Here is a 26321-nt window from a genome sequence, read left to right as displayed (position 1 = left end):
CATGTCGAGAATCACTTACATCATTTTCAGCACCATCATCATCGTCATCTCCATGATCATCAGCTACGGCTCTTCCGACTCCGACGGCTCGCGTATGCACTCCGGCGGCTATTACGGCGGCAGCGGTTATTCCGGAGGCCATAAATGACCCACATGCCCGGTAATCATGGCCTATTGGACTTATATAGCTGCGATGAAGCCATCTTAAAAGATGAAGGCCGTCTGAAAACCGCTTTGATGGCTGCTGCACAGGCCGCAGAAGCCACCATATTGACCGAACACTTCCACACCTTCGGCGGCGCAGGCGGCGTAACCGGCGTTTTACTACTTGCCGAGTCTCATATCAGTATCCACACTTGGCCGGAACACCATTTCGCCGCCATTGACGCATTTATTTGCGGCGGTATGAAATTGGAAAAAGTGAAGGAAATCTTGTGCAGGGAGTTGGCGGCTGAAAGAGCTGTTTGGACGGTTGTGCAACGTGGCGAAGGTATACTGGACGATATACAACCATCGGTTGAACAATAAAATCTGTCAGGCCGTCTGAAAAAAATGGCTGATAGCAAATTAGATAACAAATTTTGTATAGAAAGGTTTTAAAACAAAATGCTTAAAATAAGAGATTTGAATAGCAATAGAAGCTTACCGTTGGTTATTTCTTTGCTTACAGGTTTGTTTTTGCTAGGAGTGGGAAGTGCCGAAGCAAAAAAATTAACACATGATCGTACCGAGTATTGCCGTAATCAAGTTTATGTCAGTAATAACCAAGGCGCATCCCTGCAAGCCCAACCGGACGATAAAGCATCTTCAATCGCTCAATTGCACCATATGCAATACCTTTGTGTTATCGGTAATGACAGCAAAAATACCGAAGAAGGATACTCTTGGATAAAAGTAAAAAAAGTACCTTTGGCAATCAAAGAAAACCAAATCAGTTGTCATGATATGGGCCTACCTGACAACTGCACCAAACCTACCGATTTTCCGACTGAATGGAAAATCAAACCACCCAAAGGCAAAAAATGTCGTCTTTCTACTCATGTTGATGATGAAGGCCAGTTGCTTATTGTCGCAAAAGGCGTTTGCCCGACCGGATGGGTAAAAGAGAGAGATGTACAATTTTTTGCCGATTAGTAAACTTGGCTTTAGTTAAAGAAAAAAACAAAGGTCATCATATGGCAGAACAATCAAGAAAAAAGATTTAACGTATTCTTTATTAAAAGACAGGCCGTCTGAAAGCATATTCGATCCGTTTTCAGACGGCCTTAAACCTTGTTCTGCTTAAACTGAAATATTGACGTTATATGGAAAAAACGCCTTTTTTTAAAACCGATTGCCCAAGCTGTGGTGCGCCTGTTGAGGCGTATTCCGCTACTGCCGTGACGTTGGTGTGTGGCCATTGCCACAGTATGCTGGTAGTTAGAAAAGGAAAGAAAAAAAGCGGGAGCATTGTCTCATATTCGGAGCGGGATTCTGCGCTCTTGGAGGATTTCAGTCCATTGCAAATCGGCACGAGGGGTGTTTTTGCGCATCGGAATTTTACGCTGATCGGAAGATTGCAGGTGCATTACGATGTCGGCGTATGGAACGAATGGTATGCTTTGTTCGATGATGATCTGACCGGTTGGCTGTCTGAAGTTGGTGATTTATATGCTATGACCTGTGAGGCTTCAGGCAAGGCAAAAGGGTTGCCGACAACTTTTGAGTCAGTTCGCCTTGGGCAGAGCTCTTTCGAGTTGGACGGTAAAACTTTTGTCGTTTCAGACGCACGCACCATCCATTACCGCAACACTGATGCACAAGGAGAGTTACCGTTTAACCTGACCGCAAAAAAGGCGACAGGTAAGGTTTGTGATTTTCGTTGTGGCAAGCTGTTTCTGACCATAGATTTTACAGTATCGCCACTCACCATTTATCTTGGCCGCGTTGTCAGTTTGAATAGCCTGAAGCTGGAAAACTTACGCAGCGATGATGAGATCCAGGCAAGTGCAGGTCGTCTGAAAGGAGAAATTCACGCCGAAGCCTGCCCTAATTGTGGCGCATCGGTTCATTGGCCAAGTGGCGTAACTTCTTTTCTTCTTTGTTCCTCTTGCGGCAGCAGTCTGAATACGACGAAAGATACTGTCGAATTGATGAAGGAAAATACAGCACGGCAGGCACAGCAAAACCTGTTTACGCTGAATATTGGCACAGTAGGCCGTCTGAACGATACGGAATATCGGGTGATTGGCGCCGTACAATATGCCGAAATCCCTTTCGGCAGTATTACCCGTAACTATGTTGTCAAGGAAGAGCGGTTTGGGAAGTGGACGGAATACCTGCTTTACAATGCGCAGCAGGGCTTTGCTTGGTTGGTAGAATCGGGAAATAGCTGGCGGTTTTCGGAAACTTTGCAAGCATGGCCGGAGTTTGATGTCAACGGCAACCCTATCGATGAGAAGGTGGTTGATCGTTACGGCGGGCGGGTTGAAACAGCAGCGGGAGCGTTTTATTGGTGTGTCAAAAGCGGGGATTTGATTGACTATACCGAATACCGTTCAGCAACAGATTATTCTGACAATTCCAGATTGTGTGCCGAACAGGGCAAGGATGAAACGGTTTGGAGCAGAAGCAAACCTATTCCTTACAGCCAAATGAGAAAGGCATTCGACCTGCCGCGTGATTCGGTAGGTGCGTTTGGCTTATGGCTGACAAACGAAGAGAGGCGTCCTGAAGATCGTGATGACAGAATCCGTGCTTTTGCTACGTTGATTCTCATCGTTATCAATCTTCCGGCGTGGTTGTCTCCAGATTTGTTGAGCTTTGAAGGCATTGGGGTTAGTTTGTTTGCATTGGTGTGGATATGGATAGCGGAGAGATTTAAAGATGACGACGATTACGAAGAAGAGAGGGGGGTTATGGTTTTCGGTTTCTTCTTTATGATTTTTATTGCTACCTTATTCAACTATGTTAGCGTAGATGAAGGTGATTCGTCTTATTCGGGCAGCGGCTACAGTGGTTATTCTGGTGGACATAAATAGTACGAGGTGCACTCAAACTAAAGCAACCGCTATCTCATTTTTTTTTTCAGACGACCTTTTTATAAAACATGCTAACCCGCCGTCAATTTCTCAGTTATACTGCCGCGCTTGGCGCTGCCTCTGCTTTCTCTTGGCAGACTTATAAGTACCTCAACCACAAACCGCCGGTTTCTATTAACCGTGTCGGCTTGCCGTTGGGGCATTTGTTGCGCGACGGGGAATTGTTGCAAGCACCGGCTCGTCGTTATGAATGCAATACGCTGATACTCGGCGGCGGTGCGGCGGGTTTGGGGGCGTTGTGGTATTTGGCGAAGCATAATCACTGCGATGTATTGTTGGCAGAAGGGTTTGAACGCAATGGCAACAATGCCGCCTATACGTCTTCAGACGGCCTGAAAGCGCCGAGCGGTGCGCATTATTTGGCTTTGCCGTCGAAAGAAAGCGTGTATGTGCGCGAGATGTTGGCGGATTTTGGTATCTTGCAATCGGACGGCAGCTTTAGGGAAACCGATTTGGTTTATGCGCCCGAATCGCGCCTCTTATATCAGGATAAATGGGTGGAACATTTATTGCTGAAAGAAGATGCGGATTCCAAAAAGTTTTTTGATTTGATAGGCCGTCTGAAACAGGCTTACGGCAATGACGGTAAGAAAATTTTTGCCATTCCGATTGCGCTGTCATCGGCAGATGAGACATGGCGCAAACTCGATAATCTGACGTTCAAACAATGGCTTGAGCAAGAAGGTTACCACTCGCCCGAGCTTTTATGGTATCTCGATTATTGTTGCCGCGACGATTACGGACAAGGCATCGGGCAAGTGTCTGCCTTTGCCGGACTGCATTATTTTGCCGCCCGCAACAATGCAGAAACCGTCCTCACTTGGCCTGAAGGTTTGGCACATCTTTCTGAAAACTTGCGCCGTCATGCCGATTTGCAGGAAGGCTGGCAATGGCCGTCTGAAAACCGTATCCGTTTGGAGAAACCTGCTTCGGTTAATGCTTCAGCCGTCAAAATCAAACCGCTTTCAGACGGCCAGATTGAAGTGTGGCTGCGTGATAATGCAAAAGGGGAAACCGTTGCCGTCACCGCGCAACACGTTATCTCCGCCATGCCGCTGATGGTTGCCGCCCGCGTTATTGAATCTCCTGAACAATTTGGTCTGGACATCCCAGAATACGCGCCATGGCTGGTTTCCAATTTTGAACTGCACAGTTTCCCGAAAGAAAAAAACAACAGCGAACTTGCGTGGGACAATGTGGTTTACGGCAGCCAAGGGCTGGGCTATGTTGTTGCGACCAATCAGCTTATCCGGGTTGCCCGTCCTGAACGCACGATTTTTACCGCCTACGCCGCACTCAACCACGATACGCCACAAGCCGTCCGCCGCCAGCTGCTTGAAGCAAGCGACGAAGAGCTGCTCCAGCTTGCCGCCCAAGATCTGCTTACCGCTTACGGTGAAGGCTTTTGGCGGCACGTTTCCCATGTTGACATTACTGTTCGCGGGCATGGCATGAGCGTGCCGAAACCCGGCTATTTAAGCGATGAGGCTTTATTAAAAATCAGAAACCAAAATGCCGGATTGTTATTTGCACACAGTGATTTAAGCAGCTATTCGGTATTTGAAGAGGCTTTGTATTGGGGTGTGGAAGCGGCACGGAAAGTGTTGGGAAAAGGATAATTAGAATGAGGCGGATATTCGGCTAAATTTCTGTTTACATTCAAATTTCAATTTTAAAAGAAAACTATATGAAATATTTGAGCTTTTCTCTGATTGTTGCCTTAGGATTAGGGAGCGCGGCATTTGCCTCTGCTGAAAAAATGCTGCCTCTGAACGAAACAGGCTGCATTGACCAACCCTTACAGGTTAAACGTGGCCAAGTGTATGGTTTTAATAGTTCGGCAGATGCCGGTTTAGTGCTTTCATTCGCGCCTGTCAGTCCCGGTGTCGTTGTGAAAGACCCGAAAGGTAAACGGATTGCTTTGGAAGTAGGGGCTGATGGTGATGCGCCTGAAAACCGCTTCAGCTTTGCCGAAATCGATCAAAAAGGACGTTACACCATCCGCTTCCCGAGAGCAGGTAAGATTGAATCTTTGTGTGTTAATGCCGCCAGTTAGGATAAATATTAAGCCGAATAATGCTTGATTCGTATGCTTGCAGTAAAAAAAGGCCGTCTGAAATCATATTCAGACGGCCTTTTCTTTTTTAACCTATAACCTGATTAGGCTTTTGGTTTCAAAGCGGCAGCTTCGCGAGCCAGACGGGTGATGGTATCCCAGTCTTTGTTTTTGATGGCTTCTTTTGGAGTCAGCCATGAGCCGCCGACGCACAAGACATTAGGCAGCGCCAAGTACTCGGGAGCGGTTGCCAGGCTGATGCCGCCGGTCGGGCAGAAGCGCACGTCGGCATAAGGGCCGTAGAGTGCCTTGAGCATGGCTTTGCCGCCAACGACTTCAGCAGGGAAGAGTTTGAGGGTGTCGATGCCGTGTTCCAAAGCCAGTTGGACTTCACCCGGAGTGGCAACGCCGGGAATCAGGGGAATGCCGCTGTTGTGGCTGGCTTTGGCGAGGGATTCGTGCAAACCCGGGCTGATGGCGAAAACCGCACCTGCGTCTTCGACGGCTTTGAGCTGTTCGGGATTGGTTACCGTACCCGCGCCGACGATGGCATTGGGCACTTCTTTGGCAATCAGGCGGATGGCGTCGAGGCCGACAGGGGTGCGCAGGGTGATTTCGAGGGTGGGAATGCCGCCTTCGACAAGGGCATGGGATAAATCGACGGCAGTGCTCAAGTCGTCAATCGCCATTACCGGTACAACTGCGCCGGCAGTCAGAATTTCACGAGGGGTCAGTTTAGACATTTTAGGTCTCCGTTGGGGACTGTATCGTAATAGGGTCGATAACATGGTTTCAGACGGCCTGTTTGTTTTAAGAGGCCGTCTGAAAAGGGTTTAGGCAAATTCGCCGCCGAAGCTCATGGCACCGGTTTCTGCGCTGCTGGTCATGCTGCGGAAGTTGGCGAAGAGTTCGCGGCCGCAACCTTGTTGGTTCGCGCTCAAATCGATACGTTCGACTTCGCGAGAGTTCCATTCGGCTTCGTTGATCAGGACGTTGAGTTCGCCGGTAACGGAGTCGAAGCGGATCAGGTCGCCGGTACGGATTTTGGCGATATTGCCGCCCATCAAGGCTTCAGGCGTCATGTGGATGGACGCAGGCACTTTGCCGGATGCACCGGACATACGGCCGTCAGTCAGCAGCGCCACTTTGAAGCCGCGGTCTTGCAGGATGCCCAAAGGCGGGGTCAGTTTGTGCAACTCGGGCATACCGTTGGCGCGCGGGCCTTGGTAGCGGACGACACAGACGAAATCGCGTTCCAACTCGCCGCGTTCAAATGCGGCCAATACTTCGCGCTGGTCGTTGAACACGATGGCGGGTGCTTCGATGATGCGGCAGCCTTCGCGCACGGCAGATACTTTAATTACGCCGCGACCGATGTTGCCTTTCATTAGGCGCAGACCGCCGTCTGGGGAGAACGGGTTGTCGGCTTTGCGCAGGATATCTTCATTGCCGCTGGTTTCAGGGGCTTCACGCCATTCGAGTTTGCCGTCGATGAGGAAAGGTTCTTTAGTGTAGTGGCGCATACCGTGTCCGACGACGGTATCGACATCGTCATGCAACAGGCCTGCGTCCAGCAATTCGCGGATAACGAAAGGCAGGCCGCCGGCTGCGGTAAAGTGGTTCACGTCGGCTTTGCCGTTGGGGTATACGCGGATGAGCAGCGGGATGATGGAAGAAATTTCATCAAAGTCGTCCCAATTCAAAATCACGCCTGCGGCGCGCGCCATGGCGACGAGGTGCATGGTGTGGTTGGTCGAGCCGCCGGTCGCCATCAGACCAATCAGGGCATTGATGAAGGATTTTTCGGTCAACATTTCGCCCAATGGTTTGATGGTGCCGTTTTTAATGCCGCGTGCAAGGTGTCCGGCTGCGTAGCGGGTCAGAGCTTCGCGCAAATCGGTATAAGGATGAACGAAAGCGGCGGCGGGCAGGTGTACGCCCATCATTTCCATCATCATTTGGTTGGAGTTTGCCGTGCCGTAGAAAGTGCAGGTACCGGGGCTGTGGTAGGAACCCATTTCGCTTTCGAGCAAGGCATCGCGGCCGACTTTACCTTCGGCGAAAAGCTGGCGGGTACGGGCTTTTTCTTTATTACCGATACCGCTGGACATCGGGCCTGCCGGAACGAAGATGCCCGGAATATGGCCGAAAGACAAAGCGCCGATCATCAGGCCGGGAACGATTTTGTCGCATACGCCCATAAACAGGCCGCCGTCAAACATTTGATGCGACAGACCGATGGCGGTACTCATGGCAATCACGTCGCGGGAAAACAGCGACAATTCCATGCCGGCGTAGCCTTGCGTGATGCCGTCGCACATGGCGGGCGTGCCGCCGGCGACTTGGGCGGTCGCGCCGTTTTTTTGTGCTTCGTCTTTGATTTGGTCAGGGAAGTCTTTAAACGGCTGGTGTGCGGAAACCATGTCGTTGTAGGCAGTGATGATGCCTAAGTTGGGGACGGTTTCCTGAAGCATTTCGATTTTGATGCTCTTAGGCATGGAGGCATAGCCGTGCGCCAAATTGCTGCAGCCGAGTTGGTTGCGCTCTAAGCGTCCCATCTGTTTGGCGCTGCGGATTTTCGCCAGATACTTTTCACGCGTCGGGCGGCTGCGCTCGATGATGCGCTCGGTAATTTCGGCGAGTTTCGGGTGAATAGGAGTGGGGTTCATGTGCGGTCTCCTGGCTAAACGATATGATAGGGATTTTGTTTGCGCGTTTCTGATTTTTGTATTGGGTATGTTTCAGACGGCCTTGAGCTGTGGGAATGAATAATATGGGCCGTCTGAATATTTGAAGATTTCTCTTCGAAGCGTCTGCGTATTATAGTACAAAATCTGTAATTTTGTTACAAAATAATTTACTAAGTGAAAGAAATTTGATTTAAATCGAGGTATGGTCAATTCGTAAAATGGCAGGCTGCAAAAGTCATCAAACTTTTATGTTAAATCAAACAATTTGTAAAAATGAGAATAGACAAAATGTGTAGCCATGTGTAGTATTACTACTCATTAGCCCGCTTGTTTGAAATTTTGGTGCAGGCGATTGGTTTTTTACTGCTTATTGCTTAAAGGCTTTTGATTTTAATCGATTTTTATGGATGACGACAGTCCAAAAGTTTTGAAGCAAGCTTCCTCAACGAGAGATGAAACAATGAGTACACAGACAAATTTTGATTTGGTGTTGTTTGGCGCGACCGGCGATTTGGCAATGCGTAAACTTTTGCCTTGCCTGTATCAGGCGCATGTAGCCGGTTTGCTTCATCCCGAAGGTCGTATTTTGGGCGTAAGCCGCAGCGAATTGGATACCGCAGGCTTTTTGGCCAAAGTGGAAACGAATTCTAAAATCCATGTCAAACAAAACTTCTCTGATGAAGCGTGGGCATCGTTTATCCAACGTCTCGAGTATTTAAAAGTCGATGTGACAAAGAAAGACGACTTCATTGCTTTGGGCGACTTGGTAAAAGCGCGCAAGAATACTGAGAATGTCGTGATCTACCTCTCAACTGCGCCGAAATTCTTTGCGCAAGCCTGTGAAAACCTTGCCGAAATCGGTTTGAATGCCGATAACGTGCGCGTGGTTTTGGAAAAACCGTTGGGTACGGACTTGGCTTCTTCCCAACAAATCAATACAGATGTGGCCCGTTATTTCAAAGAAGAACAAATCTACCGCATCGACCATTATTTGGGCAAAGAAAGCCTGCAAAACCTGCTGGCCTTGCGTTTTGCCAATGTGATGTTCGAGCCTTTGTGGAACAACAAATATATTGAGAGCGTACAGCTGACCATCGCCGAGCAGTTGGGCGTGGAAGAACGCGGCGAGTTTTACGACATTACCGGCGCGTTGCGCGACATGGTGCAAAACCACTTGATGCAAATGCTTTGTATGACTGCGATGGAAGCTCCGGCGAGCTTGGATGCTGATGCCGTACGCGACGAGAAAGTGAAAGTCATCAAATCGCTGAAACCCCTGACCATCGAATCCGTCAACGAAAATGTTATTCGCGGCCAATATGTTGCAGCAAAAGGCATGAACGGCTATCTAGAAGAAGTCGATGTACCGAAAGACAGTTTCACTGAAACCTATGTCGCCATCAAAGCCGAAATCGAAAACGAACGTTGGAAAGGCGTACCTTTCTACCTGCGTACCGGCAAACGCATGGCAGGCAAAGTGGCGGAAATCGTGTTGAACTTCCGTCCGCTGCAAAACCATATTTTCGACAACAGCCAAGCCGCGCCGAATCGTTTGGTTATTGAACTACAACCGACCGAATCCGTCCGCCTTTACACTCAAGTAAAAACCCCGGGTGCAGGCAACAAAGTCGAAGTGACACCGATTGGCGTGGACTTGGGCACAGCCGTAGAGGGTCGCCGCGCTGAGGCTTATGAGCGTCTGCTGCTGGACGTGATTAACGGCAAACTCGCTTTGTTCAACCGTCGCGATGAACTCGAAGCCGCTTGGGAATATGTGATGCCGATTTTGGAAAACTGGGCGAACAATACAACGCCTCCACATGCTTACGAAGCCCATTCTTGGGGCCCTGAAGCTGCGCGCGCGCTGTTGGCGCGTGACGGCAACAAGTGGCACGAAGAGCAATAATATTTCTTTCAGACGGCCTTGTTTTCCAACAAAAGGCCGTCTGAAACCATGAAAGGACGAAATATGTTTGTTTGGTACGAACAAGAAAACGCTGCAACTGCCGCGCAAGCTCTCGCCGATGCCGTTGCCGCTGCATTGCAAGCCGCGTTGAATGAGAAAGGCCATGCGGTTTTGGCCGTTTCCGGCGGTCGTTCGCCGATCGCGTTTTTCGAGGCTTTGTCGCAAAAAGATTTAAATTGGCAAAACGTCGGCATTACTTTGGTGGACGAGCGTATTGTCCCGACCACGCATGCCGACAGCAATACAGGCTTGGTACGCGAATATCTGCTCAAAAATAACGCGGCCGTTGCCACATGGATTCCTGTTGTTGAAGACGGAAAGTCTGAAACTGAATTACAACCTGAAGTTGTCGTTGCTTACGCATTGAAACATTACAAGCAACCTGACGTGCTGGTGTTGGGTATGGGCGGAGACGGGCATACGGCGTCGTTGTTCCCTCAAGCGCCTCAATTACAGGCAGCAATCAATGAAGCCAATGACCCGACATTGATTCATACTACGCCGGTTACCGCGCCGCATGAGCGCGTAAGCATGACTTTGGGTGCGATTGCCAAAACGCCAAAAGTGTTTTTGGCTATTCAAGGCGCAGAGAAAAAAGCAGTATTTGATAAAGCTGCCACAAGGGTCGATACCGAATATCCGACCAGCTTGATTCTCAATCATCAAGGAATTAACTGCCATGTCTACTATGCACACTGAAGCTTATCCTCGTTTGGTTGCCGATATCGGCGGTACGAATGCCCGTTTTGCACTTGAAACTGCACCACAGGTCATTGAAAAGGCTGAAGTCTTGCCTTGCCAGGATTACGACACCATTGTCGATGCCGCCAAAACTTATTTGGAACGCGCAGGCAGTCCGAAAGTTTTGCACGCCGCCTTTGCGATTGCCAATCCGATTTTGGGCGACTGGGTACAGATGACCAACCACCACTGGGCATTCTCCATCGAAACCACCCGCCAGGCTTTGGGTTTTGAAACGTTGATTCTGTTGAACGACTTTACCGCCCAGGCTTTGGCAGTAACAAAAACCGATAAGAAAGACTTGATACAAATCGGCGGGCAAAAGCCCATCGAATTTGCGCCTAAAGCTGTCATCGGCCCGGGTACCGGTTTGGGTGTCAGCGGTTTGGTGCACAGTGCTGCCGGCTGGGTGGCATTGGCAGGCGAGGGCGGCCATACCAGCTTCCCGCCGTTTGACGATATGGAAGTGTTGATTTGGCAATACGCTAAAAACAAATACGGTCATGTTTCTGCCGAGCGTTTCTTGAGCGGCGCAGGTTTGAGCCTGATTTACGAAGCATTGGCCAAACGCGACAACATCAAACAATGCCGTCTGAAGCCTTCTGAAATCACCGATAAGACATTGAGCGGAACATCGCCGATTTGCCGTCAGACTTTGGATATTTTCTGCGCCATGCTGGGTACGGTTGCTTCCAATTTGGCTTTGTCATTGGGTGCGCGCGGCGGCGTGTATTTGTGCGGCGGGATTATCCCGCGCGTGTTGGATTACTTTAAAACGTCTCCATTCCGCAGCCGCTTTGAAAACAAAGGCCGCTTTGAGGCTTATCTTGCCGCTATTCCCGTGTATGTCGTATTGAGCGAGTTTCCGGGCATCGTCGGCGCAGCGGTCGCATTAGACAATCATTTAAATAACGTTTTAGACACACAAACGGCGGTGCAGGGCAGGGTGTGAAAAATGTACCTTGTCCTGAACGTCAAAGAATCAAAGGGTAGAGTATATGTTAAGCAAAATCAGCGAATCATTGTCCAATCTCTCCGGCGCAGAACGCAAAGTTGCCGAATCTGCGCTGGCCGAGCCGAAATGGTTCGTTCATGCCGCTGTGGCGGAAATCGCCGAGCGTGCATCCGTCAGTCAGCCGACTGTAATCCGTTTCTGCCGCAGCTTGGGTTACAAAGGCTTGCCTGAGTTCAAACTCGCTTTGTCTGCCAGCATCGGCCACGAAGGCATGCCTTACGTTCATGAAGAATTAAACGCCGATGACAACATGGGCAGCGTGGTCGAAAAAGTATTGGGCAATGCCGCAGCCTCCCTCTTGGGTGAGCGCCGTTTCCTGAAAGAATCCGAGCTGGAAAACGCGATTGCCATTCTGATGCACGCGCGACGCGTTGAGTTTTATGGTGTCGGCAACTCCGGCATCGTTGCCCAAGATGCGCAACACAAATTCTTCCGCTTCGGTATGTCCACCGTTGCCTATGTCGATACACATACCCAGCTGATGGCGGCTTCCGTATTGACCGAGCAGGATGTGTTGGTGGCGATTTCCAATACCGGCTCATCTATCGAATTGTTGGACGCGGCCAGTATCGCCAAAGAAAACGGTGCAGCCGTTATCGCGCTGACCCGCAATGATTCGCCGTTGGCCCAAATGGCCGACTGTGTATTGAGCATTGCTACTCAGGAAAATGCCGAGCTTTATACGCCTATGGTGTCCCGTCTTCTGCAGCTGGCCGTTATCGACATTCTTGCCATCGGCTTGGCCTTGCGTTTGGGCGACACTGCCAGCACGCAACTACAAAAAAGTAAAAAAAGCATACATAACAAGCACATCGAATACGATAAAGATTGATTCTTCACTGATATCTTCAGACGGCCCCAACCCATATCAAGGCCGTCTGAAACCTCAAAAAACGGAAACCATCCCGTTCCCGTTTCAGACGACCTCACGGCCGTTTTCTCAACAAAACTGTCCACTATCCAGGAGAGCATCCGATGAAACACCTTCACGATTTACCGGCTTGGTCAAAATTATGGATACATTTTGACGAAACCAAAGAACAACACATGCGCGAAATGTTCGAGCAAGATCCCGAACGTGCCGAGCGCTACTGGCTGCAGGTTGGCGGCCTGACTTTGGATTATTCTAAAAACCGTATCAACGACGAAACCATGGCACTGTTGTTCGAGCTGGCGCGTGAAGCAGGCGTGCCGGAACGGATGCAGCAAATGTTCCACGGCGAAAAAATCAATACGACAGAAAACCGCGCCGTACTCCACGTTGCCCTGCGCAACCGCACCAATGCCCCCATTGTTGTGGATGGTGAGGATGTGATGCCTAAAGTCAACCATGTCCTGCAACGCATGGGCGAGTTCGCGCATGAAGTCCGCAGCGGCAGCTGGTTGGGCTATACCAATCAAGTCATTACCGACGTCGTCAACATCGGTATCGGCGGCTCCGACCTCGGCCCTCTGATGATGTGTACTGCGCTCAAGCCTTTCGGCCATCCGCGTTTGAACATGCACTTCGTCTCCAATGTGGACGGCTCCCAACTGCGCGACGTATTGTCCAAAGTCCACCCTGAAACTACGCTGTTCATTATCGCCTCCAAAACCTTTACCACCCAAGAAACCCTGACCAACGCCCTGACCGCGCGTAAATGGTTCTTGGATCATGCAGGCGATGAAAGCGCCGTGGCCAAACACTTCGTTGCCGTATCGACCAACCAAAAAGCCGTTGCCGAATTCGGTATCGATACCGCCAATATGTTTGAATTTTGGGACTGGGTCGGCGGACGATACAGCCTGTGGTCGGCCATCGGCCTGCCGATTATGCTGTATCTCGGCGAAGAAAACTTCATCGAAATGCTCAACGGCGCGCACCTGATGGACCAACACTTCATCAACACGCCGCTGGAGCGCAACCTGCCGGTTATCCTTGCCCTTATCGGCGTTTGGTACATCAACTACTACGGCGGCGGCAGCCACGTTATCGCGCCTTACGACCAACATCTTCACCGCCTGCCTAAATTCATCCAGCAGCTCGATATGGAGAGCAACGGCAAACAAGTTACCCTTGACGGTAAACCGGTCGGTTACGAAACTTCCCCGATTATTTGGGGCGAAACCGGTATCAACGGCCAGCACGCCTTCTTCCAACTGCTGCACCAAGGTACGCACATCACACCGATTGACCTCATCGCCTCTCTTGAAAAACGCAGCAATTTGCAAGGTCACCACGAAATCCTGCTGGCCAACGTCTTTGCCCAAGCCGAAGCCTTTATGCGCGGCAAAACGCCTGACGAAGTACGCGCCGAGCTTCAAGCCCAAGGCATGGAAGCAGAGCGTATCGAAGAGCTGATTCCGCACAAAACCTTCTCAGGCAATCGCCCGACCAACCTCATCCTCATGGACAAAATCAACCCGCGCAATATGGGCAGCCTGATTGCCATGTACGAACACAAAACCTTCGTTCAAGGCATTATTTGGGGCATCAACAGCTTTGACCAATGGGGCGTAGAACTCGGCAAACAACTGGCCAAAACCATTCTTGCCGAATTGACCGGCGAGACCGAAGTGCAAAAACACGACAGCTCCACTACACGCCTGATTAATCTTTATTTGAACGCCAACAAATAAAGCATTTATTTAAAGCTAAGGCCGTCTGAAAGTTTCAGACGGCCTTTTGTGTTATTCCGGATCATCCGTAAACGCATTTTCCCGAAATATCGGTACAAACGTGAAAAGATACAGTACGAACACGGCGATGGTCAGAATCGCAGGAACGGTGATGAAGAAAATAGGGTTCACGTTCATTAAGAAAGCGCGTGAGACGGCAGCCATAAAGAGAAGGGGGACGGCAATGCGGCAGAGCTTGGGGTAGTCGAGTTTGGTAAAGCCGCTGTGCCACAGTCCGGCAGTCAGCCACACCATCATCACGCCGCTCATCATGCCGCCGAGGGTAATCAGGTGTAATGGAGCGGAGGAGGGCAGATTTTGCAGTTTCGCCGCGCCTGTCCACAGATAGCCTGCGGCGGCAAAGAGTTGGAGCAGGTAATAAGTGCGGACGTAGTGTTTGCGCAGGAGTTCGTGATGGTGAAGCTCACGCAGCTTGGCGAGCAGGATAAAGCCGACGGCAAGCGCAGTAAAACCAGCGGTTTGCGCGGGCAGCCAAAGTTCGGCGGCGGCGTGCAAGAGCAGGAAAGTAATGGCGATGTTTTTATAGACGACGTTGGGGATGAATACGGGGTCTTTTAGACGGCATTCTTTAAGGGCTTCCGCACCTAGAAGGACGCTGACGCGGACGGATACAAACATGACCGCCGCCATGTTCAGATGTACTTGCGCGCGCAGTAAGTTCAAATCGCCGCTGACAGCATAGGCCGTCTGAAAAACGGTAAACGCGGCAAGCAGCATTAAGAGGGAGAAGTTATCAGTGTTGCGGTCGAGCCAAATCAGCCAGGTGCAAAACAGCAGCAATACCAGCCAATAGGCGGCAACGAAAAACGAGGCAGTTTGCGGCGAAAAGGGCAGTATGGCGGATGCGGCGAGCAACAATGTCACCATCAAAGTAGCGACAGGTTTCAGACGGCCTTTATAACCCGTCCATTCGAGCATGGCGGCAGTCAGGAAACCACCGTATGCCGCAGGCAGCATGAGTTCTAAGAAGATTTGGCGGTGCAAAATGACGGCACCGGGGCTGATGAAAAATACCACCGCGCCGAGTATGGCAAGTGCCGCCGCGCCGACGAAAAATGGCCGCATGGGGTGGGTAAAAAATTTATTCATGGTTTGGCTTGATTCTGCATGAAGATGCTTTCGGATATAGATTTATTGGGAGGACAGGGTTGTATCTTGTATTGAAGAAGCAAACCTTCGGCTTGCTTGCCCTCTCCCTAGCCCTCTCCCACGGGGAGAGGGAATTGGGCTGTCGAGCCTGAACATTTTCAGGTTTACCTGTCATCTAATTCCCAATCCTGCACTCTTTGATTTTCAGCAACTTGATTCCCTCTCCCCGTGGGAGAGGGTTAGGGAGAGGGCAACGAACCGCAAGGTTTGTCAGATACTCAAATGCCCGTATCATTCATATTATTGATATTATTGTTTGAATTGTATTATTTTCAATAATAATAAATAACCCTAAACCAATATAAATAACAGCCATTATCCAACGACTAAACTTCTCTACAATTTCACCAACACCTGAAATATTAGCCAATCTTTGTGCTGTATATACTAAAACAAAAATCAATATTAAAAATACAAGAAGAGTAACTAATAAGTCGACAAGATCTAAAGTCACAAAGTAAGGAACAAAAAGTCCAATATTATCTGCACCACAACTAGCAACTGTAACCAAAGCAACAATACCGACTAATTTTGACAACCCTTTTTCATCCAATTCTTTTTTAGCTCTTTTTTCGCCCTCACAATCGTCGTAAATAGCAACTTTAATACCTAAGTAAATCGGTATTAAACCTAATAAACCCAACACCCATTTTTCCGGAACATAATGCAAAACAAAAGCTAGAAATAAACTAACTAATATTAAAATTACAGAACCTAAATATTGTCCGATATAAATATCTCGATATTCTTTTCTAGTATTTGCTCTAGCAAAAAATATTAATAGTATTACCAACAAATCTACTGCTGTAGCAATATATAAAACAGCAGCAGTAATCACAGTCGAAAACATAAAGCACCTCATAATGAATCCCCTGCCCCCTTGGCACCACGGCTTTTTCAAAAACCGAATCGCGTTCGGATAACAGATTCGTATCTTTCGCTAAAGAGGCAAGCCTGCGGCTTGCTTACCCTCTCCCTAGCCCTCTCCCACGGGGAGAGGGAATTGGGCTGTCGAGCCTGAATATTTTCAGGTTTACCTGACATCTGATTCCCAATTCTACGGCTCTCTGATTTTGAGAAACCTGATCCCCTTTCCCCGTGGGAGAGGGCTAGGGAGAGGGCAACGAACCGCAAGGTTTGTCAGAAATTTAAATTCCTATCACTCATAATAATGAATCCCCTGAAACTCTCTTGCCACCACGGCTTCTTCAAAAGCCCAATCGCGTTCGGACAGCGGCGTAGGCAGGGTAATCACGTTTTGCACGTTCATGCCCTTAGTGGAAAGCAGCATGATTTCATGGCTCAGGCGTGCGGCTTCGAAGCGGTCGTGCGTTACCAGCATACACGCCATGCCCTGCCGCTCGATTTTTTCCACCAGCATGGCGACCAAAATATCGCGCAAATCGCGGTCCAAACCGACGAACGGCTCGTCCAGCAAGGCAAGGTCGCAGCCGCACAGCAGCAGGCGCAAAAATGCTACCCGTTTCGCCATGCCGCCGGACAATTCGGTCGGATATTTGTTCAAATCGCCCTCAGTCAGCCCGACTTTCGCCGCCAGCGCGATGATTTCGCCTTCATCGGGTTTGTCCATAAAAATAGCGATATTCTGCATCGCGGTCAAGTTTTCCGGCAGGCGGTTTTCCTGAAACAGAAAACCTGTTTTGCGGAAAGTATTGCGTATCGAGCCCGATTTCGGCGTTTCCAAGCCCGCAATCAACCGCAAAACCGTCGTCTTGCCACAGCCGCTTGGCCCGAACAAGGCTTTTACTTCGCCATGTTGCAGGTTCAAACTGAAATCGCGCACGATGGGGTCGCGTAGAATTTCAAAACGCACGTTTTCAAGACAGAGCATCATCTCCTCCACGGCATAAACAAAATTTCCAAAGGCTTGGTAATCAGGTATTCAAATAGCGACACAAACACGATAACTAGCACCACATAAGCCATCACCGTCGAAGTCTCCAGCATCGCCCTCGCGTCTGCAATCCGCGCGCCCACGCCTTCGCTCGCGCCCAAGAGTTCCGCCATGATCACCACCTTCACCCCCATCGCCACCGCCACGCCGATGCTGGAAATCACATAGCCCGTCAGATGCGGGATATACAGATAACGGATTTTTTTCAGACGGCCTAACTTATAAGCGTCAAACAATTCCTCATGCTGCCTGTTCACGCTTGCCATCCCAACTGCCGCACTCGCAAACGTCAGCGGCGCAACCAACACAATGATGGTAAACAGCACGCTCGGATTGCCGAAACCGAACCAAAACAGAGCCATTACCACCCAAATAATCGGCGGCATCGCCAATAAAACCGTAATCACAGGCTTAAGCAACGCCATCGCCGTCTTAAAACTGCCTGCCACCAGCCCCGCTGTCAATCCAGCTACCAGCGCAACCGAAATACCCACCACCGACCGCCACAGCGAAATGCCAATTTCGTTTTCCTGAAAATGTTTCAATAAATCCAATGATTTTTGAAACACCTCCACCGGCGCAGGCAGCATAAACTCGCCGAACACGGCACTGCCCCACGCCCACAACGCCACCACCACCATCGCCACGCTCAAACCGGCAAAGCCGCTCCAAAGGTAGTCGATGATGTAAAACACCGCAGGCTGCGGTTTGCGTATTTTGTCGGTTTTAATCATGGTTTGGGTGTTGGTTCATAAGTGATGGTTTGGAGATGATAGGCTGTCTGAAAAAAAGTAGGTCGGATACTCGTATCCGACAGCCCTCGTTTAGCCGAAATGTCGGATTCAAGAATCCGACCTACACTGCTGATAATGTCCTGATAGGCCGTCTGAAAATGACAAGGCAGATTTCATGGCTACGCCACTATTTTCAGACGGCCTTTCTCCCATTTTAAGCTAAGAAGAATCCGTTATCCGGCAGCTTGCCGCCGAGAAGTTTCGGGTTGAACTGCATCAGGATTTCGTAAAACTTCAAAATCTCGTTCTTCACTTCGCTGCCTTTGGTTACCGTCAGCCGTGCGCCGTCCAAGCCCATGACTAGTGCGGGTTCGGGGGCGGGGAGGTAGTTTTTGCCGATTTTCGCCGCGCTTTGGCGGTTGGCCAGTATCCAGTTGAGCGCGTTTTTCAAATCCTGATGGAAGATGTCGAACTGTGCCTTGTGTGCGTGGAAATATTCTTCGTTGGCGATGATGCCCGCCATCGGAATCAGCGGTTTGGTGTCAAACTCCTGCCCCCATGCTTTCACCAAATCAAAGCCGCGCACGACGTTTACGCCCATGGTTTTGCCTTTCAGTAGGCTGGCGGTTGCCATCGGTTCAGGCAGGATGGCGGCGTGGTAGTCCTTGCTCAAAAACAGTCCGACTGCTTCGGGCGGCGTGGCGGTGTAAGTGATACCGACTTTATGCGCGTCGATTTTCAGTTTTTTCAGTAAGGCTTGCAGCACGATGTCGGGCATATCGTTTTTAAACGGCACGAGGATTTTTTTGCCGACCAAATCCTGCGGCGAGGCAATCGCGCTGCCTTTGCACATCAGCTGCGTGATGCCGTTGGTCAAAATATTCACCATGCCGACTTTCTGCCCTTGGTTGCGCAGGTTCACGCCGACATTGCTCGGACTCATCATCACTTTAAATTGTCCGCTCGCTACGCCTGCGCGCAGTTGGTCGGGCGAACGCCAAATTTTTAGCGATACATCCGCCTGTTTCGCCAGCTTGCCTTGCAACGCCGCTACGGCGATGGTAACGCTGGGCATTGCCGGTGCGCCGTACACGGTAAATTGTTCTTTACCTGCTGCCAACAATGAAGGCGAAACGCCAGCGGCTGCCAGCGCGGCGGTCATTTTTAAGAAATCACGTCTTTTCATGTCCATTTTTATCTCCTAATTCTTAATAAGCCAGTGTAGGCATTCTTTCAGACGGCCTGATTTTAAAAAGCCGCATGCAAACTCAACCAATATGTTCTGCCCGGTGTATACACTACGCTGGGGGATAGGGCGAGGACGTGGTCGCCGCTGATGTATTCGGCGTATTTTTTGTTGAACACGTTGTTCACGCCCAGGCGCAAGCCGTATTTGTCTTTGATGTTTACGCCTGCGTAAAGGTCGGCAACGGTAAAGCCTTTGGCGGCTTCGCGTTTGTCTATGCCCAGACCGCTTGCCGCGTCAAAATCGCCGCGCGTTTGTTTGGCGACAAAGCGTGTTGCTGCGCCAATGTTGTAGCTGCCGTGGGCAAAGTAGTTTTTGTAGTCGGCTTGGACGGCGGCTTCAAACGGACGGATTTGATAGAGCGGCCTGCCGTCGGTTTCGTTGTGTCCGTAGTTGTAGGTGGCTTTGATGCCTGCCGCCCAATGCGGATTGAAGTTGTAACGCGCGTAGGCCTGCGCGGTAAACAATCGTGCGTCCACGTTGCGTGTGATGATGCCGCCGCCTTTGGAAGCTGTGCCGCTTTGTCCGTGTGCGCGGTCAAAAATAATCAGGTCTTTGACTTTGTCCGCCACAAGCGTGCCGCCTACGTTCCAGCCCGCGCCTGCGAGCGAGTTCATATAGCCGTTGTAGTAGTCGTTGCGGCTGTCGGCGGTGAGCTTGATGCGGTTGTGTTTTTCGGTTTTCAGTAGGGGATTGCCTGCGATGGCGGCGACCGGGTTTTGGTTCGTCAACGCGCCGTTCATGCGGTTTTGCACGATGGCGGCAAGCGAGTTGAAGCGTTCGGTGTTGTCGCCGATGCGTTCCAAATGCGCGAGGGAAACGCTGTATTTTTGCGTTTCAGACGGCGTGAAATCGTATTTGAGTTCGCCTGAGAAGGCATGACGGCGCACTTTGCCGTTGAAGTCGTAGCCGTAATGGGTTTTCCAGATTTGTTGTGATGAGGCGAAGGCAAGGTTGCGGTTTATCGGATGGGCGGGCTGCGCCGTATTTTTGCGAACGTCCGCTTCATTGATTTCGTAGCTTAAACCCAAGCCCAGTTTGTGTTGGTCGTTGAACTTGTAAGACAAGGTATCGGCAATGCGCCAGCGGTCGATGTGCACATCGGCGAAACGGTAGCCGTTGAGGAAGTCGCGCATGGCGGTGTGGGCGTTGCGTTCGCCGTTTTGGCTGTCGTTGCGGTAGCTGACGGCGGCGGTGTTGTGGAATTTGCCGAAGTCCGCATCGTGTTTGAGCGAGAAGTCGTACACTTTGCGGTCAAGCTCTACGAACACTTGCTGCGGCGTGTTGTTTGGGCGCAGGGAGTAATTGTCGGCATGGCGTTTGAGTTTGATGATGCCTGCTTCTGCGCTGACCGTATTGCTCAAATCGGCATTGCCCCAACGCGCGTTGAGTTTGGCGATGTGTCGTTCGGTATCCAATGCGTCGTTGACGAACTGCGGCTGGCGGTCGTTGTTGATGTCGTCGTGTAGGTAGGTGAGGCGGTATTCCTGGTTTTCAGACGGCACGAAGCCGAGTACCAAAGCTTGATTAAAACGGCTGTATTTCCAATCGGTCTGATTGCCGTCGCCGTCTTTATAGCCGTTGGCCTTGGTGTGATTGAGGTTAGCCACGCCGTACACTTTTGCCCCACGCGCTTGCGCGGTAATGGAGTTGTAAAAGCTTTTGCCGTAGAAGCCGCTGTTCGCTTTCAGCGGACGGAAGGCTTGGTCTATGTTTTCGGTAACAAAGTAGTGATCGCTGCGGTCGGTGCGGTCGAATTGGTTTTCGGGGAAATAGCCTTGTGCGGCGGTCGGTGCAATCGGTTTGGGAGGGGAGAAGGTTTTGACAGGCTGGATTTCATCAGGGTCTGCCAAGGTTTCGGCAAAACCGTTTGCAGCGGCAAAACTGCTCATTAACAGGTAAACCAAATGTTTTCGTTTCATCTCTATCTCCTGATAATCATTTTTATTCATTATGCTCTTGGAGAGAAACAAAGTAAAGAAACGATAAGGTATTTATTGTCGATAAACACCTAGCGCAAAATACAAATCGGTAAGGAGGAGAATTTTTAGAAGAGGGGAGCGGCGGTGCAGGTTGTATTTGCTCCGAAATCGGGTTTTGTCTACTATTAATATTTCAGGGTAATAAAGCAAAAGGCTGTCTGAAAACCCCTCTCTTTTCAGACGGCCTTTTGCTGGGTATAATAAATTTACGAATCATTATTATTTCTGTTTAAATGTAGGAGAAACGCATGAGTACCCGTACCGAACACGACACCATGGGCAATGTCGAAGTCCCGTCCGAAGCCTATTGGGGCGCGCAGACCCAGCGCAGCCGCAACAATTTCAAAATCGGCGGAGAAACCCTGCCGCAGCCGTTGATTTATGCTTTGGCGCTGGTAAAAAAAGCCGCAGCCGCCACCAATGTTTCCCTCGGCAGGATTAAGCCCGAACAGGCAGATTTGATTACGCAGGCGGCAGATGATGTGTTGAACGGCAAGCTTGACGGGCAGTTCCCATTGGTAGTGTGGCAGACCGGCTCCGGCACGCAGTCCAATATGAACATGAACGAAGTGCTGGCGAACCGCGCCAACGAAATCGCTGGTACGGGTTTGGCAGCGTACCAGCCCGTCCATCCCAACGACCATGTGAACCACGCGCAATCGACCAACGACGCGTTCCCGACCGCCATCCACGTTGCCGCTGCAATTGAAATCAACTGTCACCTTATTCCGGCGGTCAAAGCCTTGCGCGATACATTGGACAAAAAAGCCAAAGAATTCGCCCCTATCGTCAAAATCGGCCGCACCCACTTGCAGGACGCGACGCCGCTGACTTTGGGTCAAGAGTTTTCCGGCTATGTTTCCCAGCTCGATCACGGTTTAGGCCGTCTGAACGATGCACTTAAAGACTTGTATGAACTCGCTTTGGGCGGCACAGCAGTTGGCACGGGTTTGAACAGCCATCCCGAATACGCCGAAAAAGCCGCCGCCAAACTCGCCGAACTGTCCGGCCTGCCGTTTGTCAGTGCGCCGAACAAATTTGAAGCCTTGGGCGGACGCGATGCTGCCGTTGCCGCTTCGGGAGCATTGAAAACGCTGGCGGCAAGCCTGAACAAAATCGCCAACGACATCCGCTGGCTGGCAAGCGGCCCGCGTTGCGGTTTGGGCGAAATAAAAATCCCTGAAAACGAGCCGGGTTCGTCCATCATGCCGGGCAAAGTCAACCCGACCCAATGCGAAGCGATGACCATGGTGTGCTGCCAAGTGTTCGGCAACGACGTTACCATCGGCATGGCAGGCGCATCGGGCAATTTCGAGCTGAACGTCTATATGCCCGTTATCGCCTATAATCTCTTGCAATCCATCCGCCTCTTGGGTGACGCGTGCAACAGCTTCAACGAACACTGTGCCGTCGGCATCGAACCCGTGCCGGAAAAAATCGACTATTTCCTGCACCACTCCCTGATGCTGGTTACTGCGTTGAACCGTAAAATCGGCTACGAAAATGCCGCCAAGGTCGCCAAAACCGCCTACAAAAACGACAAATCGTTGCGCGAAACCGCCATCGAATTGGGCTTGTTGACAGGCGAAGAGTTTGACGAATTGGTCGTTCCTGCCGATATGGTTCATCCGCGTTAAGCTTTAATAATGAAACATGCCGTCTGAAAATGTTTTCAGACGGCATGTTTTTATGCTGCACTTGTCTTTTTTTCGAATAGGTCAAAAATCATTGGCAGCAGATTGGCGACCATTAGAAACATTATTGAGCTCAAAAATGTACGCCAGGCGTAATACCACGCCTCCGTTCTGTCTGCTTGGGGTAGGAGCGATGCAGAATAGCGGTTGTGTAGGGTTTTTGCGGTGTCATTGTTTTCCAAATAGTCCAGCGAAAGTACCAATAATTTGCCCGTGTCCTTATGTTGTAAGAATTTGGCATGTTCAACCCAGATGCTTGGCTTGGCGTGTTCGCATAAAGATTCAATGCCGACGCAAGAGGCTAAGCTGTTTTGGTTGTTTTGCAAAATCGACAGCTCGTTTTTTTCAGCCTGCATGGTGGCGGCGGAGGTTTGATGAAGGTATACGCTCATGCCGTTGCTCTCTATTGCTTGAAAATCATGGAGCTGGCTGAATCCGCCATTTTCCCAGGCAACGAATACGGCATAGCATCCGCAGCATAGGCAGATCATGATCAATTTTAAGACAATGTTTTTCATCCTTGCTCCTTTTGTTTGAATAGGGCGGCAAAGTCAGGAGGCGTGTTTTCTCGTTTGAAGGTAAGTCAGGTTTTATCTGTTTTTATTGTGAGGTTGAGTGTAACATGGGTAATCAAAAGGCCGTCTGGAAACTTTCAGACGGCCTTTTACTTATGTGTTTAGATGGGTTTAAGCCAATAATTCACGCCAGCGTTTCACTTGGAAACGGACTTGTTCAGGCGCGGTGCCACCCAAGTGGTTGCGCGCGTCTAAGCTGCCTTCGGGTGTCAGCACGCTGTAAACGTCGTCGGCAATCAAACCGCTGAAACCTTGCAGGACTTCAAGCGGCAATTCGCTTAAATCAACGCCAGCTTCATCGGCATGGCGCACGGCTTGGGCAACAACTTCGTGGCTGTCGCGGAAAGGCATGCCTTTTTTCACTAAGTAATCCGCCAAATCGGTAGCCGTTGCAAAACCCTGCATTACGGCGGCGCGCATATTGTCGGGTTTGACGGTCACGCCGCGCATCATGTCGGCGTAAATGCGCAGGGTGTCGATAAGCGTGTCGGCAGTATCAAACAAAGGCTCTTTGTCTTCCTGATTGTCTTTGTTGTATGCTAAAGGTTGCGATTTCATCAGGGTAACCAGGCCGATCAGGTGGCCAATCACGCGACCGGATTTACCGCGCACGAGTTCGGGTACGTCGGGGTTTTTCTTTTGCGGCATGATGGAAGAGCCGGTGCAGAAACGGTCGGCAATATCGATGAAGCCGAAACGCGGGCTCATCCACAAAATCAATTCTTCGGAAAGACGGCTCAGGTGAACCATAATCAGAGAAGCGGCAGCCGTGAACTCAATGGCAAAATCGCGGTCAGATACGGCATCGAGCGAGTTTTGGCAGATTTGCTCAAATCCCAGCAGCTCGGCGGTAATTTCGCGTTGAATCGGATAGGTGGTACCGGCCAGTGCGGCAGCGCCGAGCGGCATACGGTTGACGCGTTTGCGGCAGTCGGCCATACGCTCGAAATCGCGGCCGAGCATTTCAACGTAGGCAAGCATGTGATGCCCGAAGCTGACCGGCTGGGCAACTTGCAGATGGGTAAAACCGGGCATGACGGTTTCGGCATTTTGTTCCGCCAAATCAACCAAGGCCGTCTGAAGGTTTTGAATCAGGCTTTGAATAACGGTAATTTGATCGCGCAGCCACAGGCGGATGTCGGTAGCGACTTGGTCGTTGCGGCTGCGACCGGTGTGCAGGCGTTTGCCGGCATCGCCGATTTTGTCGGTGAGGCGGCGTTCGATGTTCATGTGGACATCTTCCAAATCCAGCGACCAGGAAATCGTTCCTTCTTTGATTTCTGCTATAATCTCGGCCATGCCCTGACGGATGGCGGAGAGGTCGTCTTCGCTCAAAACGCCCGACTGTGCCAGCATTTGCGCGTGTGCCAGCGAGCCTTGGATGTCCCATTCTGCCAGTCGTTTGTCAAAATCAATCGAGCCGGTATATTTTTTGACCAGCTCGGAAACAGGTTCGTTAAAACGGCCTGACCAGGTTTTGTCCTTGCTCATATCAGCATCCTTAAAATATAAATAAAAAAACAGGGTCTACGTCTTCAATATAGCAGACCCGTCTATACATTATGAAAGAAAACGGTTGAAATCATGTCTATTATACGTCAAATAAACCAGAATTTCGCAGTGCCGGATTTGCGCAACTCCGCAACTCTGGTGCGCCTGCTCATTGTTTTGTTAATCAGTTTGTTTATCTTTCCGTTGATGACGGTATCGGGCGTGCCTTATCCGGAACAGATTTTCCAACATTTTTCATGGGCTTGCCCCGTCATCCTCTTAATTTTACTTAAAGTCTATTTCTTACAGGCATTTGCGCCGTCCCTGCTTCGCTCGCAGTACAGCGTCGTGGTTTCCTACGTCTCCAACCTGCTGATTTTCTTGTTTGTCGATCTAGTGATTTTGAAGACGGAAATTTGGCCGCTGATTCAACACTTCTTTTTGCTGACCTTTTTTTGTTTCAGTTTCATGTACATCGAAGCAGCCCGTCGCAACGGCCTTGCGCCTTCCATTTCCGAAGCCAGACTGAGCGCGTTGACGGCGCGTATCCGTCCGCATTTCTTGTTTAACAGCCTGAATGCCGCCATCAGCTTAATCCGTCTACGTCCGTATGACGCGGAAACTTTGCTGGAAAATCTGGCCAACCTGTTTCGCGCACAACTGCGCGACGGTAGTCAAAACAGCACCTTGGGGCAGGAAATCGAGTGGGCGCAGGAATATATTGCCATCGAGCAAATCCGTATGGGACATATGCGCGTACAGGTTATGTGGCAACACCATGCGCCCGATGATGCCGAAACGCCACATCTGTTGTTGCAACCGCTTTTAGAAAATGCCGTATTTCATGGCGTCGAATCTATCCACCGTCCAGGGATAATTACGGTATTAACAAAATTGGAAAAATCATCTATTTTCATCAGTATCGAAAATCCGTGCGGAACAGAACCTAACGAAAATACTAAGCCGCATAAAGGCAATTCTATGGCCTTGCGCAATCTGAAAGAGCGCCTGACTTTGATGTATGACACCGACGCGAAAATCAGATATATCCAATCAGACGGCCTGTTCCGCGTTGAAATCATATTGCCGTACCGTAAAAAATCAGCCGAAGTTTCCCGTCTGTTTGGCTAAAAAGCCTAGAAGAGGGCGGCTTTAGATAGGTTGAACTATTAACACATTAAACAAAATAGTTTAAATTTATTACATTCAGCAACATAACTGTTCCCATTTTTTGAAAACTGGTCTATGATGGTCAAAAGGATTGTTCACAATCCTTAATTGCAAATCATTTGCAACTGCCCAGAAGAA

At 50.1% G+C, this 26321-nt stretch carries 23 protein-coding genes; 13 read left to right on the top strand and 10 right to left on the bottom strand.

Translation table 11 applies throughout. The features are described 5' to 3' along the window. The first annotated feature begins 1 nt into the window (after position 1). From O3681_RS04945 to O3681_RS04920, 6 genes are all read left to right on the top strand, one after another. Positions 2–148, top strand: a complete 147-nt coding sequence (locus O3681_RS04945) for a hypothetical protein (RefSeq protein ID WP_162837292.1) — start codon at positions 2–4, stop codon at positions 146–148. Further along, complete coding sequence (gene speD, locus O3681_RS04940) at positions 145–528, top strand: adenosylmethionine decarboxylase (RefSeq protein WP_107723595.1); 384 nt, start codon at positions 145–147, stop codon at positions 526–528. The genes O3681_RS04945 and speD overlap by 4 nt, the downstream gene beginning before the upstream one ends. A gap of 78 nt (positions 529–606) precedes the next feature. Further along, the gene (locus tag O3681_RS04935; RefSeq protein WP_107723594.1) at positions 607–1134 is read left to right on the top strand and encodes a hypothetical protein; all 528 of its coding nucleotides are present in this window, start codon (positions 607–609) and stop codon (positions 1132–1134) included. A 170-nt stretch (positions 1135–1304) separates the two neighbouring features. Further along, entirely contained in the window at positions 1305–3020 is a 1716-nt protein-coding gene (locus O3681_RS04930; protein WP_107723593.1) for a DUF4178 domain-containing protein, read from the top strand. A 68-nt stretch (positions 3021–3088) separates the two neighbouring features. Next, a complete protein-coding gene (locus O3681_RS04925; protein WP_371459420.1) occupies positions 3089–4699 on the top strand; it encodes an NAD(P)-binding protein in 1611 nt (536 codons plus the stop codon). Between the two features lie 68 nt (positions 4700–4767). After that, positions 4768–5136, top strand: coding sequence for a hypothetical protein (locus O3681_RS04920; RefSeq protein ID WP_107723591.1), 369 nt, complete (start codon positions 4768–4770; stop codon positions 5134–5136). A 104-nt stretch (positions 5137–5240) separates the two neighbouring features. Here the strand turns inward: O3681_RS04920 and O3681_RS04915 are convergent, their stop codons facing one another. Together O3681_RS04915 and edd are read right to left on the bottom strand one after the other, a co-directional pair. Continuing rightward, positions 5241–5879: a bifunctional 4-hydroxy-2-oxoglutarate aldolase/2-dehydro-3-deoxy-phosphogluconate aldolase gene (locus O3681_RS04915; protein ID WP_003745733.1), complete on the bottom strand. Its 639-nt coding sequence runs from the start codon at positions 5877–5879 to the stop codon at positions 5241–5243. 90 nt (positions 5880–5969) lie between these two features. Beyond that, on the bottom strand, positions 5970–7805 hold the full coding sequence (edd, locus tag O3681_RS04910; RefSeq protein ID WP_308881504.1) for a phosphogluconate dehydratase: 1836 nt from the start codon (positions 7803–7805) through the stop codon (positions 5970–5972). A gap of 481 nt (positions 7806–8286) precedes the next feature. On the opposite strand from edd, the gene zwf reads away from it, so the two are divergent. From zwf to pgi, 5 genes are all read left to right on the top strand, one after another. Beyond that, on the top strand, positions 8287–9732 hold the full coding sequence (gene zwf / locus O3681_RS04905; protein WP_371459419.1) for a glucose-6-phosphate dehydrogenase: 1446 nt from the start codon (positions 8287–8289) through the stop codon (positions 9730–9732). A 63-nt stretch (positions 9733–9795) separates the two neighbouring features. Continuing rightward, positions 9796–10491 (top strand): 6-phosphogluconolactonase, encoded by a 696-nt coding sequence (pgl, locus tag O3681_RS04900; RefSeq protein WP_308881502.1) that lies wholly within the window; start codon positions 9796–9798, stop codon positions 10489–10491. Next, positions 10472–11485, top strand: a complete 1014-nt coding sequence (locus O3681_RS04895; protein ID WP_371459418.1) for a glucokinase — start codon at positions 10472–10474, stop codon at positions 11483–11485. Before pgl ends, O3681_RS04895 begins: the two co-directional genes overlap by 20 nt. Before the next feature lie 46 nt (positions 11486–11531). Next, positions 11532–12380 carry a DNA-binding transcriptional regulator HexR gene (gene hexR, locus O3681_RS04890; RefSeq protein WP_004519348.1) on the top strand — a complete coding sequence of 283 codons (849 nt, stop codon included), beginning with the start codon at positions 11532–11534 and terminating at the stop codon, positions 12378–12380. Positions 12381–12523: 143 nt separating this feature from the next. Continuing rightward, positions 12524–14167, top strand: a complete 1644-nt coding sequence (gene pgi, locus O3681_RS04885; RefSeq protein ID WP_371459417.1) for a glucose-6-phosphate isomerase — start codon at positions 12524–12526, stop codon at positions 14165–14167. A gap of 51 nt (positions 14168–14218) precedes the next feature. On the opposite strand, the gene O3681_RS04880 is transcribed toward pgi, so the two are convergent. From O3681_RS04880 to O3681_RS04855, 6 genes are all read right to left on the bottom strand, one after another. After that, positions 14219–15316: an NnrS family protein gene (locus O3681_RS04880; RefSeq protein WP_371459416.1), complete on the bottom strand. Its 1098-nt coding sequence runs from the start codon at positions 15314–15316 to the stop codon at positions 14219–14221. 295 nt (positions 15317–15611) lie between these two features. Beyond that, positions 15612–16226, bottom strand: a complete 615-nt coding sequence (locus tag O3681_RS04875; RefSeq protein ID WP_036491903.1) for a CadD family cadmium resistance transporter — start codon at positions 16224–16226, stop codon at positions 15612–15614. A gap of 309 nt (positions 16227–16535) precedes the next feature. Continuing rightward, positions 16536–17228, bottom strand: a complete 693-nt coding sequence (locus O3681_RS04870; RefSeq protein ID WP_371459481.1) for an ATP-binding cassette domain-containing protein — start codon at positions 17226–17228, stop codon at positions 16536–16538. Then, positions 17228–18025, bottom strand: coding sequence for an ABC transporter permease (locus O3681_RS04865; RefSeq protein ID WP_371459415.1), 798 nt, complete (start codon positions 18023–18025; stop codon positions 17228–17230). Before O3681_RS04865 ends, O3681_RS04870 begins: the two co-directional genes overlap by 1 nt. Positions 18026–18239: 214 nt before the next feature. Further along, positions 18240–19217 (bottom strand): ABC transporter substrate-binding protein, encoded by a 978-nt coding sequence (locus O3681_RS04860; protein ID WP_371459414.1) that lies wholly within the window; start codon positions 19215–19217, stop codon positions 18240–18242. Positions 19218–19273: 56 nt separating this feature from the next. Beyond that, entirely contained in the window at positions 19274–21193 is a 1920-nt protein-coding gene (locus O3681_RS04855) for a TonB-dependent receptor (RefSeq protein ID WP_371459413.1), read from the bottom strand. Positions 21194–21501: 308 nt separating this feature from the next. Here O3681_RS04855 and fumC point away from each other — a divergent pair, with 308 nt between their 5' ends. Continuing rightward, positions 21502–22890, top strand: coding sequence for a class II fumarate hydratase (gene fumC, locus O3681_RS04850; protein ID WP_371459412.1), 1389 nt, complete (start codon positions 21502–21504; stop codon positions 22888–22890). A 50-nt stretch (positions 22891–22940) separates the two neighbouring features. On the opposite strand, the gene O3681_RS04845 is transcribed toward fumC, so the two are convergent. After that, positions 22941–23465 (bottom strand): hypothetical protein, encoded by a 525-nt coding sequence (locus O3681_RS04845; RefSeq protein WP_371459411.1) that lies wholly within the window; start codon positions 23463–23465, stop codon positions 22941–22943. Between the two features lie 168 nt (positions 23466–23633). Next, positions 23634–25013, bottom strand: a complete 1380-nt coding sequence (argH, locus tag O3681_RS04840) for an argininosuccinate lyase (protein ID WP_371459410.1) — start codon at positions 25011–25013, stop codon at positions 23634–23636. Positions 25014–25106: 93 nt separating this feature from the next. On the opposite strand from argH, the gene O3681_RS04835 reads away from it, so the two are divergent. Further along, a complete protein-coding gene (locus O3681_RS04835) occupies positions 25107–26144 on the top strand; it encodes a sensor histidine kinase (RefSeq protein ID WP_371459409.1) in 1038 nt (345 codons plus the stop codon). The last annotated feature ends 177 nt before the right edge of the window (positions 26145–26321 follow it).

The organism is Neisseria sp. 27098_8_158 (assembly GCF_041433145.1).
In the GTDB taxonomy this organism is placed as follows: Bacteria; Pseudomonadota; Gammaproteobacteria; order Burkholderiales; family Neisseriaceae; genus Neisseria; species Neisseria subflava_E.
This window is presented reverse-complemented; position numbering and strand designations above follow the sequence as displayed.